Below are 15,102 nucleotides of genomic sequence, written 5' to 3' on the forward strand. Positions count from 1 at the left end.
ACGCAACACATTCACTCAAGTTCTTGTCTATGGTTTGAAGCGACAAATTTAGTTGAGGCGAGCATCAGCCAAGTCGCACAAAGGTACACGAGTTATATGAAATGTGATAAGAAGTGAAACGGAGCATGGCGATCACACGTTCATGCCACTAAATGACGTGAGTGAAAGGGACTACAATGGGACACAACACAGCGGCCTATAAAATTCGGGTTTGCGCGGCAATGAACTATATCAGTCAAAACCTTGAACGAGATCTGTCACTGGATGAAATTGCTGAAGTGGCAGCTTTTTCAAAGTTTCACTTTCATCGGATCTTTAAAGCAGTGGTAGGAGAAACCGTCGCGGATTTCACCCGCAGACTGCGCCTTGAAACGGCTGCCAACCGACTGCTCTCCAATGAGTTTGATGATATCACCACCATTGCGATGGAATGTGGCTTTTCCAGCTCGCAGAATTTTGCCAAAGCATTCCGCCAATGTTTCAACATCACGCCGTCTCAATATCGAAAAAGCAAGATTGGAAACAAAGAGCGCAACAGCGAAAACGCCCTATCACTCAAGGCACTTTATGATCCAGATACTGCATTCATCAACCAATTGAATAGTAAAAGGAGAAGTGCAATGAAAGCTGAAATCAAACAAATGCCGCAACTCAATGTTGCCTATGTACGGAAAATCGGCGCTTACGGAAAAGAAATCTGCGAACAAGCCATGACTGAATTGTGCCAATGGGCAGCCCCTCGCGGGCACTTAGCAACGGGTAAAATCGTCAGCGTGTACTGGGATAACCCAGAAGTCACACCGGCTGAAAAATGTCGTGTTGATGCCTGCGTTAGCGTGCCCAACGGAACCGCTGTGGAAGGCAAAGTCGCCCTGCAAACGATCACTGGCGGACTCTATGGCGTATGCCACTTTGAAGTACCATGCGATGGGTTTCAACAAGCATGGGATGATGCCTTCGGCTGGTTAGTCACCAGCGGATACGAATGCGCAGATAAACCCTGCTACGAGCTCTACCATAACAATGCCGAAGAGCATCCTGAAGGCAAATGGATTTTTGATATCTGCATTCCCCTGAAATCAGACAAATAGCGACCCAAGCAGGATCTCAGGATAACGCTCGCAGGGCATCCATGAGTCACAAAAAAGCGAACCCTCTTGGGTTCGCTTTTCAATTTAGCGCAACCATCATGTTAGCCGTCGATAATCAGCAACTTATTGACGATCGCAACGATAACAAGTAACGACTCAAATGTGTGACATCCCTTAATCGATATGGTGTTCTTCAAGTTGAGAGATGACCCCTTTTTGTAACGGTTCATCACTAAACCTTGGGTGCCGCGCGACAATTACATCAAACGATTCAGGCATTTCATCCATAACAATTTGAGTTAAATGAAGTCCCGCCAATGCCTTTGAAGGCAAAAAACGCAATAGAGTCTGTGGATTCAAGATAAAGTGGTACCACAGAAAAACACGGCGCTGATACGACCACGTTTCGCACTAGGCCATATTGCTTAAACCAATCATCAATTGAACCTTTAAAGTTCGGTCGAGAGGGCGAAATGATACCCGGCTTTGAGCCAGTGCCAAGTCAATTGGTAGGCAAAGCATTCGAACGTTCAGTCGACGATTTTATAAATGGCGACGTGTTGTTTGTTGATGCTAAAAAAAGTCCACAGTGACCAATTTCGTTGGGTCGCTGCAACCATTGAAGATGTGCTCCATTTATGGGTGTGCTTCTTGGGTCTAGTCAATTACTTGTGATTGCAGAGAATGAATCAGGACGTCGTTTCGTAAGCGAGTGGCAAACCCCTTTGAATTTAGCCCTACGCCAAGCCTCGCAGCTTCAATCGCAATTTATGTGAGCCACATGTGCTCATCGAATCATGCTTTTCGTTAAAATGAGCCCCTTTTCTCACACGTTTCCGGCAATGGAATAACTCAGTATGAACCGTCAATATTTATGGGTCAGCATTTTAATATACATACTCTTTCTTTCTGGTTGCGGATCCGTGCTTATGCGTGGTCAAGAAAGGCTTACATACCAATCAAAACAAGGTGTTGTTCGCATCCATGAAGGGCATAAAGCCAAAGCTGAAAGCGGGAACTTTAAAGCAGTCGCACTGTTAGCAGAAGACTACTGTTCAGGAATAAACCATTACCAACAACGATTACGTAAGCCGCCAGTACGGAAAAAATACACTTTCATGGTCGACGCGAAGAAGTGTGGGTTGTGGATTGTAAATGCACTGCAATCATTTGACGATAATCGAACGAAGATTGATAGTGAATACTGGAGAATGTATAGGCTTCTCGTCGCAAGTCCGCTTTACTATGAGCGTAACCTTAGCCATCTACAAAAAGCCTCAGATATTGTTAAAAATAAAAACTCAAGAATTTTAAATGAACTATGGTTTGCCGTCATCTCAAACAGAGATTCGCACTATGGGAAAAGAACACTTGCACTCCAAAAAGGTCTTGCAGAGAAATTATGTGACGAGCATTCTTTGAATAAATACTGCAGTTTCCTCGGGCACACTACTTATCTTAAAGGTGATTTTAAAAAGTCCGCAAACTATTTTTTCAAGCACAACAAAGTCCATGTTTGGGATTATTATGCGATGTCACTCGTAGACCTTTGCTTAAATCATGAGGAATATATCCCTAAAGGAAACACATGCCCAAACAACTTACATGAAATATCCCTAGATTACTTTAAATCAATGAAGCGCTGGTGTGAAGATGAAGACTCAAGTCACTTAGCCATTACTTCTAACGACTGTAAGAACTACAAATACTTAAAGACAAAAAAGAAATTTATTACTAGCCACATAGCCCTACTAGAGCAGTTTGAAAACGACCGCAGCCTTGATTTACCCGCTCGCCAAAGAAAATACAAAATTGGTTTAACACAGTCTCTTAAAAATAAGGACTATGCCTTATCTCTTACCTATTTTGATCTTATGGAAAAACTGGAAGTAAATTTACCTGATAGCATGATTTTTTACAAAGCCGAGTCTTTATATAACGTCCGAGACTTTAAAGGTGCAAAAGAACATTATCAACAATACCTTAAAAATACTGAAGCCAGTGGGCATTACGCAGAACAAGCTAAGCAACGACTAGCAAATATTTCAATTTAAGCGCCGGGCAATAAAATGAAAAACACTTTCTACATCTTGATAGTAATTTGTTCACTCTTATATGTGCCGATTAGTTTAGCTAAAGAACACTCTGGAAGTTTCACCCGAAGAATCACGACTCCGTTAGTAGACGTAGGCTACAACAACGTCAAAGCGGAAGCTGATGTCACAATGAGGGTGAACTGGAAACTATGGACACTTCTTGGAGAACCTCTGGTTGATAGTCGAGTTCAATGGGAAATACATAAAGTAAGCATTAAACAAGGAGACTCGGTTACTCAAACAACGACTTATCACCCTTGCGAAACCACAAACATGAATAGCTGCCTTCCCGCTTCCGTATTTCAAAGTGTAGATATAATTCAAGCGGCTGTAAAAATACAAACCACCGTTTTCAATGCTAAGCACGCCTCAAGAGCAGGACTCGGTATGATCGTAGACTTAGGAATTGTCAGTAAACCTGGAATCGGTGAATTCGGTAGTAGTTCATTCAACATTCCAATAAGTCCAAACTGGAATGAGCTATTTATTGATGGCTATTTGGGCTCAGTATCCAAAGAACCGAATTACGTAGGGCTCCAAAGGGCTCAAAAAATCTTTAGCTCCGACGTTCTAAAATTCAAAGACGCAAAATGTCATAACGGAGCACAATATGCCGCCAAGTGTCTCTTTTATAAATTTGATGCGAATTTTATGAGCTTCGTTAAAGCGATTGTCGAAAAAGAGCAAAAAAATAAGCTGGCAAAGCTGAAAAAGTCTAACGATAAGCGACAAAAGGACGAAAACAAAACAATTCGTTCCAATACTCAAGATGATATATTTGCCGAATTTGAAGTAGAAATGCTTCAAAGCAAAAATAAATCACAACTGCGAAAAAGCCAAGACAATGTTCTCCGTAAACATAAACGGGAAATAAAAAGAATAAATGAAATATATAAAGACAATCTGGTTAGAAAAGAAGATAGATACAATGAAATAGCAGCCCGCACTTTGCCAAGTATAGACCTAGAGCCCTTTCAAAAGAAAGTGAATGGTGAATGGGTATACGGATATAGAAATGGTGACAAAAAAGTTGTAATCCAACCGAAGTTTTTGAAAGCAGGAGAGTTTAGCGAAGGCCTAGCACCAGTGCGAACAAAAAGAGGCTATGGATATATTGATTTCAAAGGAAATTGGATTATTGCCCCTCAAAAAAACGTATGGGCAGCCTACTCCTTTTCAGAGGGTAAAGCCTTAGTCAAAATTGATTATAAAAGCTTAGAGTCGCTTCGCTGTGGACACCGCCCTTATCGCTACAAATCTTATTACATCAATAAAAAGGGCAAACGAATTTCCGAAGCGGTGTCAAAAAAAGGCGATAATTCAACTATCTGCCTTCAAAAGGAATACTAATAAATAAGGGGCTTGCCGAATTACTCCCCTGAATCGGCTAACTATCTGTGTCCATTGAAAAAAGCGAACCCTCTCGGATTCGCTTTTGAATATCTTGGTTAAGCTTCAATAATTTGCGGGTACAAGCTCGATAACTATGCGACACATGGACTAAATCGAAGGTCATGACGAATTGGTCAGCTAACTCGCCTAAAGAAAATGGGGAAACCAGCCAAATATAGTTTACTCAGAGCGCTTTGACCAAACAGCGCACCGGTTTTGAAGAGCAGCGACAACTCGGCGCCAGTCCACGCAGTATCATCCATCTGCTTCATAACTAAATATTAATAAATGGACGTAACCATCACACAAACAAAACTAAATCTATCTACCTGATAATTAATAATATTGTCACCATCGAAATGCGTATACCCTACGACTCAGTATCTTTTGATATTTGCTTGCCGAATGATACATTTAAACTTCAATTACAGCGCTTTATTCGCAAGATCGAACTCACAATGCAACTCGACTGAATATCAAAATTTTGCGCGACAGATGTCATCGAGATCGGAGAAAGTAAGATGAAAAAATTATTACTATTGGCTCTTACAATGCTTTTTTCCTTTTCCTTACTTGCATCAGACGAGTTGGAAGAGAAACCCACTCGTCACCTTCAAGCTGTAGATGTAAATTCCATGCAGCAAGCTAAAGAAATTTTCTTAGACAAAACAGTCGAAATGAGCAGTAAGAAAGAGCTAAGTCTAGAGGAAATATCTCAAATACATGTGATTACATATACCCTTGAGAAAAGCGTAGCGTATTTTGTAGAAAACCTGAGTGGACAACAGCAAGATCTAGCGAAGGAGATTGCAGCCGTTGTTGAAGATATCCATATTGCTTCAGAGAATAATCGACCGGAACAGCTCAATGTGCACATAGAGGAATACTTTCATCTAGTAGATAGATTCATATTTTGTTTTTAGGCGAATGCATAATAGCGCACCGACCAATATTCACAGCCATGACGCTTTTTGACAAACTTGTTTCTGGACATAAACGAGTTAGATTTTAAGATCTAGTTGAGCATGTTCAGATTACTATTTCAATGGGATAACTCAATTAGGATGTGTCCGGTTAAACTTGAGCAGAACACCAAAGCCAGATTTAAAATTCAGGATTAAATGAAAACTGCGCCATTTCCTTTTTTAGGGCGAAATAGTAAATGGGAATGCCAATCCACGAGTATGCAACCAAGCCAACCCATGCATAAGAAACGCTATTAGAAAGAGTTTCATAACCCATATCAGCCATAATTAAAGACAATAAATTAAACAGAACAAAGCCAGCAATCAAAACAAGGCTAGCTTTCAAGTTATTAAGCGCGGCAACTTTTACATTGAACCGCCACCATAAACCCATGAACATGTTTTTTCTCATTTTAATACTGCAAAATAGCTGTAACGCTTCTTTCGAGCTAGGGTTATGGGCAATTACAAATTTTGCATGGTACTCCGCTTCTTTTACATTACCCATCGCTAATTGCACTTCACCCATTAACAAGTTGGCATCTTGATCTTCTGCATTATAACCCAACGCCTCGGTTGCAAAGTATAATGCTTGCTTAGCGTCGCCTTTGCTTAAGTGATGGTCACCAAAAGCAACGATAACACCCAAATGAAGTGGATTTAATTTGGCAGCATTAGAAAGGCATTCGTGTGCGTCTTCCCACTGCTTTTGCATTTGATGGATGTGTGCTTTTAGCAAATGTGCTTCAACATTCTCTGGTTCAAGCCTTAAAGCTTCAGCGCAGTGCTCCATAGAAAGATTTGGTTTGTTTTTAAACAAATCAATTCGGGCGTAGACTAAATACAAGAAACTGGAGTTTGGGTCTAACTCCATAGCTATTTGCAATTCGTATTCGGCGGCATGCAACCTGCCCATGGAGAGCAAATTTGCCGCGAGAAGCGCGTGAGAAATAGGGCTGTTTGGATCGTTTGCAAGCAACTGTTTTAAAAGGTCTATGGCCATTTCATGTTGGCCAAAACGATAATGTCGCCAGGCCGATTCTAAACGGTAATCTTCCATTATCGGTTCGCCTGATTTTTAAGGTATTGGAATATAGCAAAAGGTGCCGATTGTAAAAATACAACCATATACAGCGTAAAGAAAAACACACCCATTCCCACTATTTGGCTGTATGGTCGTACGTTTTCGGTTGGAATATTCCAACCGCTAAGCTGGACTATTGAATCAACGAGCACTGGTATGAAAAACCAACAAATTGAACCGAGTATTGCAAAAACTAGTTCTTTTTTAATTGTGGGGCTGCCCAATAGAAAGCCGTTAACTAAAAGCCATACAAGAGGTATCCAAAAGCGACCTAAAAACGGAGGGTTCCAAATGAAAGGTAAAAATATGCCCACGAAAAGTATTATGGTCGGGTCTACAATTAAGCGATCTAACGCCCTAGTTTTGGGCTCATCAATAATTTGGTAAGTGGCCATAAATTATTTCCCGTGCGCTTTTAGAAAATCTAACACGTCATTATAGCGCCCGCCATCGTTGGCGTAGCGTGCATAATTTCTTACAGTGGTAAGCCACTCAGCTGTGGTTGGCCGGCTTTCTATTAATGCGTCTTTAAAATGGCGATCTTCAATATGAATGTCAACTTCACGGGTAATTGATTCATCAATGGCTTCGTCTACGGCCATTTCAACCAAATTGGCTAGATCGGCTCCAGAATAACCAGACGTTTGTGAAGCGAAGCGTGGATAGCTAATATCACCTTTCACTGGGCGCTCTTTCATGTGATGTTCAAGAATGGCGGCGCGCGCGTCTTTATCGGGTGGTGGAACAAAAAACATTCGGTCAAACCGGCCGGGTCGTAAAAAAGCGGGGTCAATTGCCCAGGGAACATTGGTGGACGCGAGCACCAACACGCCTTCGTTATTCTGAGAAAAACCATCCAACTCCGTTAAAAATTGGCTAATGATATTACTAGAAGAACTATTGCGAGTATGTTCGCGTTTACCAGCCAGAGCTTCAAGCTCGTCAAAAAAAAGTACGCTTGGAGTTTCAGCGCGGGCTTTTTCGAATATAGCATGTAGTTTTTGTTCAGACTCGCCAATGTACATATCCAACACATCTGATATTTCAATGTTAAAAAACGAAGCATTGCATTCACCTGCTGTGGCTCTAGCCAATAAGGTTTTACCGCACCCAGGCGGGCCAAACAATAGAACACCACCACCAACTTTCTTTTTGAACCGCTGGAACAAAGATGGTTTTTGCAGAGGAAGAATAATTTTTTTGCTAATCTGTTTCTTTATTTTGTGTAAACCGACTACGTCAGAAAAGTTTGTAGTGGCTTGACGATAGCGAGAAAGATCTGTCACGCTTTCAAAATCTACTTTTTCAACTACTCGTAACTTTACTGACTCTGTGCTCACTGAAAACAGTGAATCCAGTTCAGAAGTTCTGGGAATTAGATCATTATCAACAGCAGTTCTGTAAATATCTTTCGCTATATCTTCGTGTTGTAAGCGCAAGAATTCGGAAGCAAGAGTGGAAATGTTACTTGAATTTAATGCCGCAAGCGTGCCTGAGGTAAATGCATTTTCCCATTTTTCCATGTTTTCCTTACTGAATGGGCTCTCAACATATACTAAATAGACTAATGCTTGCTCTATATCGCCCTTATTTACTTGCGAAACACATATAACTTTCGCAAGTTCTGCAGAGGGTGCGGCTTTAAATGCAGCAAGTAAACCTTGTAATGCAGCGTCGTCCACAAGTTGTCTCCGTTATAATCTGGTTTATCAAGCAACGAGCGCCCGATTGTAAATAGAATCGACCATTCCAACAAATTAGGGGGCTAGGGACTTTCAATTTCAAACTCTTGCAACTCGAAACTTAACAATCTATGTCCGTTTTGGACAGCCCCCCTAGTCCCCGTCGAGGTTTATGTATAACAGCTTAGTCGTGCGCATGTGCATTTACGCATATTCTTAGATTGGAATCACTCTAGCATAAACTACTGTTTTTTCAATAACTAAAAGGAGTCTAGGAAATCAGTGGCGATTCAAAAATTCATTCTCTGTTCCACTGCATTGACTGTACATGGATCTGTTTTCGGTGCAAACCAAGGGGTAAAGTGGATCACTTTTGGATGCAAATTAACATAGGGGCTTTTGGTGCAGCTACAGCCTTTAGCCCTCTACAGACTGGACATATTTTTTCCTGAAACCCTATTGTAACAGGAATCCTTTCTCTTGAACCTTTCCAAGAACCCATATTAAGCTGATGAGGTAGAAATCTCTCACCATGCTCTTGATCGCATGAGCACATCATGACTTCATTGCAATCTTTACAGTGATACTTACGAATCAAATCATACTGATTTAAACAAGTTACATTTTCGTGAGCACAATTTTTCATGATTTATGCATCAACGACTCAAACACCGGCGCAGGCATCTGCGTCCGTGTGCTTTGATTTGTTAAGCATTTTCTCTTTACGAAGTTGCTCATTGACTAAAGATGGTAAAGCACCTTCTAAATAGCGATTTTCGTATAGAACCTCTTTGGATGGCGTCTTTAGTACTGCCTTAATCGTAACTTTACTTCGGGGGTTATCCTCATACTCAGCAATATAGTCAGCTTGCTCACCTGTTAAGTCATCTTCTACAAGAATTGCGTCATTAATAGAGAGGCCATGAAGATACCTGTCATGTAAGAACTCGTTGCACTTTGCAGACATGCCACCATAGTTAAATTCAATTGAAATTTGCTTAATCTCAATATCGAAGGGATTTAAGTTTACTCCCCTTAGCCAAAACTGGCTCTTTGGCAGATCATGCAGCCATAATTCAAATGGCTCATTTCGAGGACGAAGATCTATATTAATGTTTTTAAGAATATCTTCGTTTGATTTAAATACGCTAGCTAAGACTCCGTAAAGAGATGACGCTCTCTTTCTCAGAGATGAAAATTTCACTTTCTTTATTATTGTAATTAGGCCACCGACAACAACAATTCCAAGGCCACTAAAAATCCATTCTTTGTGATTCATTAATTCTTCAAACATCGTAATCCTATCTGTGTTCGGTATAGGTGCTTAACAGTTTACTAGTGTGACCTTGCAAGCTCTGCTACCTTACAAGGTAGGAGGTGCACTACGTACCGGAAAACCAGCAAGTATCAACAAAACGTCATCAAATCATATAGTAACAAGATCTGCAAGGAGCGAGATCAACATGATAAACTGACCACACCCAAGCTGAGACGTGTGATTGAAATAACAGACAATGACAGCGGTCAGCCTTGTCTTCACCGAATTGAGCTCTACAGAACAAACCGGATTGATTGCTACGATGTCGTCATCGTTAGTAAGTTATGGATAAAGAGGGTTGGCTGGAGCCGTATCCTTGCATCCATTAGAAAAGCTATGCCTCGCCTAGCTAGTTCATAACGCGAAAAGGGGCAAAAGTGAGTTGTAAAAAAAAGCGAACCATCTCTGGTTCGCTTTTTAACGTAATGCAGAATATTTCGTAATCTAGCCAGTCACAATCTTAATTACGGTCACAAACTTCATTAAAACAGTCACAAACTTAATTAACATTTATCAACTAAGCAGCAATTACTCGTAATCAGAAATCGGCACGCAACTACACATAAGGTTCCGATCCCCAAACACATCGTCAATGCGATTGACGGTTGGCCAGAATTTATTTTCTTTCACGGCTGTGGTTGGGAACACGGCGGTTTCACGGCTGTATGGGCGCTCTTCGAACGCAGGATCCATGATATCCGCCATGGTATGAGGTGCATTATGCAGCGGGTTGTTATCACTCGGCCAATCCCCTGCTTCCACTTGCGTAATTTCACCACGAATGGCAATCATAGCTTCAATGAAGCGGTCTAACTCCACTTTTGATTCCGACTCAGTCGGCTCAATCATTAAGGTGCCAGCAACAGGGAAACTCATCGTCGGTGCGTGGAAACCGTAATCGTTCAGTCGTTTCGCAATGTCCATTTCGGTGACACCCGAGCTTTCCTTGATTGGACGCAAATCAATAATACACTCATGGGCAACACGATCATTTCGACCCGTGTACAGCACAGGGTAATGATTACTGAGCTTTTTCATGATGTAGTTGGCATTTAACAATGCAACTTGAGTCGCTTGCGTAACCCCTTTGGTACCGAGCAATTTAATGTACATCCAGGTGATCGGCAAAATACTCGCACTACCATATGGTGCAGCTGACACTGCGCCATTATTATCACTTTCTCGGCCTGGCTTCACGAGCGTGTGCCCTGCCACAAATGGAGCGAGGTGAGACTTCACGCCAATCGGCCCCATGCCTGGACCACCACCACCATGAGGGATTGCAAAGGTTTTGTGGAGGTTCAAGTGCGATACATCCGCCCCAATAAAGCCCGGTGACGTGAGACCTACTTGCGCGTTCATGTTGGCACCATCTAAATAAACTTGCCCGCCGTGTTGATGCACGATATCGCAAATTTCAGAGACGGTTTCTTCATACACACCGTGTGTTGAAGGGTAGGTAATCATGATACAAGAGAGTTGATCTGCTACTTCAGCGGCTTTGGCTTTCAGATCATCAAGATCAACGTTGCCCTCTTTATCACAAGCAGTGACTACCACTTTCATCCCTGCGAGTTGAGCTGAGGCAGGGTTGGTGCCATGGGCCGATTGTGGAATGAGGCAGATATTACGGTGGGCTTCACCGCGAGACTCATGATACTTCTTAATCGCCAGCAACCCTGCGTACTCACCTTGAGCGCCTGAGTTTGGTTGAATACACACGGCGTCATAGCCTGTGATATCAACAAGATCTGTCGACAGCTCTTCGATTAACTGGGTATAGCCAGCGGCTTGCTCTAACGGACAGAAAGGATGCATGTTGGCAAACTGTGGCCAGCTGACCGGGATCATTTCGACAGCAGCATTCAGCTTCATGGTGCATGATCCCAGTGAGATCATCGAATGATTCAAGGCTAAATCTTTGTTTTCTAGGCGCTTAATATAGCGCATCATTTCTGTTTCGCTTTGGTAACGATTAAATGTTGGGTGGGTCAAAATTGCATCTTTGCGCACCAGCTCAGCAGGAATGGACTGGCGACTCGCCGCCACGACTTGCGCATCTAGCGCTGCAACCTCTTGACCATGATCGCAACCTAATACTGCATCAAATAGAGCTGTTAAATCTTCACGGGTTGTCGTTTCATCAAAGCTCACGCCAACGACACCATCATCGTCGTAACGCAAATTAATTTGCGCAGCTAAAGCGCGCGCCTGAATGGCGGCGACATCAACACCTTTGAACGAAACCGTATCAAACCATGTATCGTTCACAAGTTCGATGCCTTTGGCTTGTAGACCTGCGGCAAATAAATCGGCAAAACGATGGATACGCTCGGCAATTAATTTCAGCCCTTGTGGGCCATGGAATACCGCATAAAATGAGGCCATATTGGCCAGTAATACCTGCGCAGTACAAATATTCGAGTTAGCTTTTTCGCGACGAATATGTTGCTCACGGGTTTGCATTGCCATGCGCAAGGCTTGATTACCTCGGGTATCTTTTGATACACCAATGAGGCGACCCGGCATAGAGCGTTTATGGGCATCGCGCGCGACGAAAAACGCCGCATGTGGACCACCATATCCCATCGGCACGCCAAAGCGCTGGGCACTACCAAACACCACATCTGCGCCCATAGAACCAGGTGACTTCAACATCACTAGCGACATAATATCCGCAGCTACCGCAACCACGGCTTTTTTATCCTTCAATGCTGCAAATAGCTCGGTAAAGTCGGTGACTTGACCTTGCCGATTGGTATATTGAAATAGCGCACCAAACAGCTCGTAATTCACGGCTTCATTGGCAGGACCGACAACCACTTCAAAACCAAAACACTCTGCACGGGTTTTGACCACGTCTAAGGTTTGCGGGAACACATCATCTGCCACAAAGAAGATGTTGGCTTTTTTCGCTTTAGACACTCGCTTGGCAAGTGCCATGGCTTCCGCTGCTGCGGTGGCTTCATCAAGCAGTGATGCTGATGCGAGGTCAAGGCCGGTTAAGTCCATCGACACTTGCTGAAAGTTTAAAATCGCTTCAAGGCGACCTTGTGCAATTTCAGGCTGATACGGAGTGTAGGCCGTATACCAACCCGGATTTTCGAGCACGTTGCGCAAAATAACATTCGGAACTTCAGTGCCATAATAGCCCGTACCAATATAGCTCTTAAACACTTGGTTTTTAGCTGCAATATCTCGAATATAGGCCAATCCTTCGGACTCACTGTGGGAGTCACCGATTGACAGTTCCCGCTGCAAACGAATCGCCTCAGGGACAGTTTGTTGAGTCAGATCATCCAGTGATTCTGCGCCAATTTCATTGAGCATTGCTTGCTGCTCAGCGGCATCAGGGCCGATGTGACGGCGCAAGAAGAGTTCGTGTTGTTCGAGTTGGGTAAGCGTTTGTGTGGTCATGGTCAACCTAGTTCCGTTTTGGTGCCGATATGCAGATCCGCAGCGCAAATCACTCTCGCAGTTATCGGTCTCGTTATTGTGTCGTAATGGATGCAACAAAGACTCATAGAAAAGTCTGAGTTGGCAACATTATCAGCGTGCAAGCAAGCGTCGAATCATTCGAACTGATAATGCAACAAAGCCCCGCGATTAGGCTGGGGCTTTGCTAGTTTGCGTACTTATTCTTCGTCGATGACTTCTTGATAGCCTTCAGCATCGAGTAAGTTATCGAGCTCAGCTTCGTCAGTTGGCATGACGCGGAAGAACCAACCATCGCCATAGGCATCGCTGTTTACTAATTCTGGGGAATCTTCCAAAGATTCGTTCACGGCAACCACTTCACCCGTCAGTGGTGAGTAGATGTCTGACGCCGCTTTTACAGACTCGGCAACTGCACAGTCTTCACCTGAGTTTACGGTGTCGCCGACTTCTGGCAACTCAACAAATACCATATCGCCAAGTAGCTCTTGGGCGTGCTCTGAAATACCTACGGTGTAGCTACCATCTGACTCTTTACGAACCCACTCGTGAGAAGATGCATATTTGAGTTCACTTGGAATGTTGCTCATTGTTGTAATCCTTGTTCCTTAATTCACAATTGCGCTTCACTTGAGTTTGCCTCTCTGTGAAACGCCAAAATTCAATCAGTTAGAATGCTTGCTTACCATTACGCACAAAGCTAGGTGCGATTACTTTAACAGGTACGCGCTTCTTACGCATTTCGACTTCAGCCGTATCGCCAATGGTCTTAGGTACGCGCGCCATGGCGATAGAATAGCCCAAGGTTGGAGAAAAAGTACCGCTGGTGATCACGCCTTGGTGCTCTTGACCTTCGCTATCGGTGAAAAAGATTGCCATCCCATGACGTAACACACCTTTGGCTTCCATCACAAGGCCAACTAGTTTGTCGGTACCCTGCGCTTTAATAGTTTCAAGTGCTTGACGGCCATTAAAATTACGCTCACTCGGCTCCCATGCAATCGTCCAGCCCATGTTCGCAGCCAGTGGGTTCACGGCTTCATCCATATCTTGACCATAGAGGTTCATTCCCGCCTCAAGACGCAAGGTATCACGGGCTCCTAGACCACAAGGTTTTACGCCAGCCTCAAGCAATGCTTGCCATAACGCTGCGGCTTCGTCCTCAGGAACGATGATTTCATAACCAGCCTCACCGGTATAACCTGTGGTGGCAATAAACAGAGAACCCGCTTGCACACCAAAGAATGGCTTCATCTCTGCTACGGCTAGGTTTTGCGACGCATCAAATACTTGCGCCGCTTTAGCTTTGGCCTCGGGGCCTTGTACGGCAATCATTGCCAGCTCAGGTCGCTCGTTTATTTCGACGTCAAAGCCTTGGCTTTGATCATTGATCCAAGCCAGATCTTTAACTCGGGTCGCTGAGTTCACCACGATACGGTAATGGGTTTCAGTCAGGTAATAAGTAATTAAATCGTCAATCACACCACCATCGTGATTGAGCATGCCACCGTAAAGCGCTTTGCCTGCCACTTTTAATTTAGCAACATCGTTTGCGAGTAGCTTTTGCAAAAAGACTTTAGCATCACTGCCCGTCACGTCCACAACGGTCATATGAGACACATCAAACATACCCGCCGCTTGACGAACGGCATTATGCTCTTCAATTTGCGAGCCGTAATTCAGTGGCATATCCCAACCGTGAAAATCAACCATTTTCGCGTTTGATTCTAGGTGTTTGTCGTGCAGTACAGTCTTATTAGCCATTGTGATCTCTTTTTGGATTTTTGCTTTGGGCTATCACCATTAACTTTGCAGCCAACGGCACCAACCCCGTTGAATCACCAACTGCAAATCATGTCGTTTGCAAGGTATCAAACAGGGTTTGAATAATGCGCAAATTATACGCCGCACCAGCATCATGTATACAAAAATATTTTCTAATCAGAAACTTTTTTTACCATGTTTCCTAAAGTCAGATTAGAGGTAAACTTAATACAGCAAAAGGAACCTTGATAAATATCAGTGTATTAGGTAAGAGA

General features: G+C 43.2%; 12 protein-coding genes. 4 read left to right on the forward strand and 8 right to left on the reverse strand.

Annotated elements, in window-relative coordinates; all coding sequences use genetic code 11:
* The first annotated feature begins 176 nt into the window (after positions 1-176).
* Positions 177-1,091 carry an AraC family transcriptional regulator gene (locus IEY18_RS03315; protein ID WP_188917744.1) on the forward strand — a complete coding sequence of 305 codons (915 nt, stop codon included), beginning with the start codon at positions 177-179 and terminating at the stop codon, positions 1,089-1,091.
* 174 nt (positions 1,092-1,265) lie between these two features.
* Here IEY18_RS03315 and IEY18_RS17375 read toward each other — a convergent pair whose 3' ends face one another.
* A complete protein-coding gene (locus IEY18_RS17375; RefSeq protein ID WP_229779707.1) occupies positions 1,266-1,451 on the reverse strand; it encodes a type 2 periplasmic-binding domain-containing protein in 186 nt (61 codons plus the stop codon).
* 497 nt (positions 1,452-1,948) lie between these two features.
* On the opposite strand from IEY18_RS17375, the gene IEY18_RS03325 reads away from it, so the two are divergent.
* From IEY18_RS03325 to IEY18_RS03335, 3 genes are all read left to right on the forward strand, one after another.
* A complete protein-coding gene (locus tag IEY18_RS03325; RefSeq protein ID WP_188917746.1) occupies positions 1,949-3,145 on the forward strand; it encodes a tetratricopeptide repeat protein in 1,197 nt (398 codons plus the stop codon).
* Between the two features lie 15 nt (positions 3,146-3,160).
* Positions 3,161-4,537 (forward strand): WG repeat-containing protein, encoded by a 1,377-nt coding sequence (locus IEY18_RS03330; protein WP_188917748.1) that lies wholly within the window; start codon positions 3,161-3,163, stop codon positions 4,535-4,537.
* 563 nt (positions 4,538-5,100) lie between these two features.
* Positions 5,101-5,502, forward strand: a complete 402-nt coding sequence (locus tag IEY18_RS03335; protein ID WP_188917750.1) for a DUF6746 family protein — start codon at positions 5,101-5,103, stop codon at positions 5,500-5,502.
* A gap of 181 nt (positions 5,503-5,683) precedes the next feature.
* Here IEY18_RS03335 and IEY18_RS03340 read toward each other — a convergent pair whose 3' ends face one another.
* The 7 genes from IEY18_RS03340 to gcvT all read right to left on the reverse strand — a co-directional run bounded on the left by IEY18_RS03340 (position 5,684) and on the right by gcvT (position 14,827).
* On the reverse strand, positions 5,684-6,604 hold the full coding sequence (locus tag IEY18_RS03340) for a tetratricopeptide repeat protein (protein WP_188917753.1): 921 nt from the start codon (positions 6,602-6,604) through the stop codon (positions 5,684-5,686).
* A complete protein-coding gene (locus IEY18_RS03345; RefSeq protein ID WP_188917754.1) occupies positions 6,604-7,023 on the reverse strand; it encodes a hypothetical protein in 420 nt (139 codons plus the stop codon). The genes IEY18_RS03340 and IEY18_RS03345 overlap by 1 nt, the downstream gene beginning before the upstream one ends.
* Positions 7,024-7,026: 3 nt before the next feature.
* Positions 7,027-8,310 (reverse strand): ATP-binding protein, encoded by a 1,284-nt coding sequence (locus IEY18_RS03350; RefSeq protein ID WP_229779708.1) that lies wholly within the window; start codon positions 8,308-8,310, stop codon positions 7,027-7,029.
* Between the two features lie 664 nt (positions 8,311-8,974).
* Positions 8,975-9,604, reverse strand: a complete 630-nt coding sequence (locus IEY18_RS03355; RefSeq protein WP_188917757.1) for a hypothetical protein — start codon at positions 9,602-9,604, stop codon at positions 8,975-8,977.
* A gap of 552 nt (positions 9,605-10,156) precedes the next feature.
* Positions 10,157-13,045: an aminomethyl-transferring glycine dehydrogenase gene (gene gcvP, locus IEY18_RS03360; protein ID WP_188917759.1), complete on the reverse strand. Its 2,889-nt coding sequence runs from the start codon at positions 13,043-13,045 to the stop codon at positions 10,157-10,159.
* A 218-nt stretch (positions 13,046-13,263) separates the two neighbouring features.
* Positions 13,264-13,653 carry a glycine cleavage system protein GcvH gene (gcvH, locus tag IEY18_RS03365; RefSeq protein WP_188917760.1) on the reverse strand — a complete coding sequence of 130 codons (390 nt, stop codon included), beginning with the start codon at positions 13,651-13,653 and terminating at the stop codon, positions 13,264-13,266.
* A gap of 79 nt (positions 13,654-13,732) precedes the next feature.
* Positions 13,733-14,827, reverse strand: a complete 1,095-nt coding sequence (gene gcvT / locus IEY18_RS03370; RefSeq protein ID WP_188917762.1) for a glycine cleavage system aminomethyltransferase GcvT — start codon at positions 14,825-14,827, stop codon at positions 13,733-13,735.
* Positions 14,828-15,102 lie beyond the last annotated feature (275 nt).

The sequence above is a fragment of the Shewanella gelidii genome (assembly GCF_014647855.1).
Taxonomy (GTDB): Bacteria; Pseudomonadota; Gammaproteobacteria; order Enterobacterales; family Shewanellaceae; genus Shewanella; species Shewanella gelidii.

Bases quoted from the DNA above. Each gene is read 5' to 3' on its own strand.
- IEY18_RS03315 (WP_188917744.1), top strand. From the start codon at position 177: ATGGGACACAACACAGCGGCCTATAAAATTCGGGTTTGCGCGGCAATG.
- IEY18_RS03325 (WP_188917746.1), top strand. From the start codon at position 1,949: ATGAACCGTCAATATTTATGGGTCAGCATTTTAATATACATACTCTTT.
- IEY18_RS03330 (WP_188917748.1), top strand. From the start codon at position 3,161: ATGAAAAACACTTTCTACATCTTGATAGTAATTTGTTCACTCTTATAT.
- IEY18_RS03335 (WP_188917750.1), top strand. From the start codon at position 5,101: ATGAAAAAATTATTACTATTGGCTCTTACAATGCTTTTTTCCTTTTCC.
- IEY18_RS03340 (WP_188917753.1), bottom strand. From the start codon at position 6,604: ATGGAAGATTACCGTTTAGAATCGGCCTGGCGACATTATCGTTTTGGC.
- IEY18_RS03345 (WP_188917754.1), bottom strand. From the start codon at position 7,023: ATGGCCACTTACCAAATTATTGATGAGCCCAAAACTAGGGCGTTAGAT.
- IEY18_RS03355 (WP_188917757.1), bottom strand. From the start codon at position 9,604: ATGTTTGAAGAATTAATGAATCACAAAGAATGGATTTTTAGTGGCCTT.
- gcvP (WP_188917759.1), bottom strand. From the start codon at position 13,045: ATGACCACACAAACGCTTACCCAACTCGAACAACACGAACTCTTCTTG.
- gcvH (WP_188917760.1), bottom strand. From the start codon at position 13,653: ATGAGCAACATTCCAAGTGAACTCAAATATGCATCTTCTCACGAGTGG.
- gcvT (WP_188917762.1), bottom strand. From the start codon at position 14,827: ATGGCTAATAAGACTGTACTGCACGACAAACACCTAGAATCAAACGCG.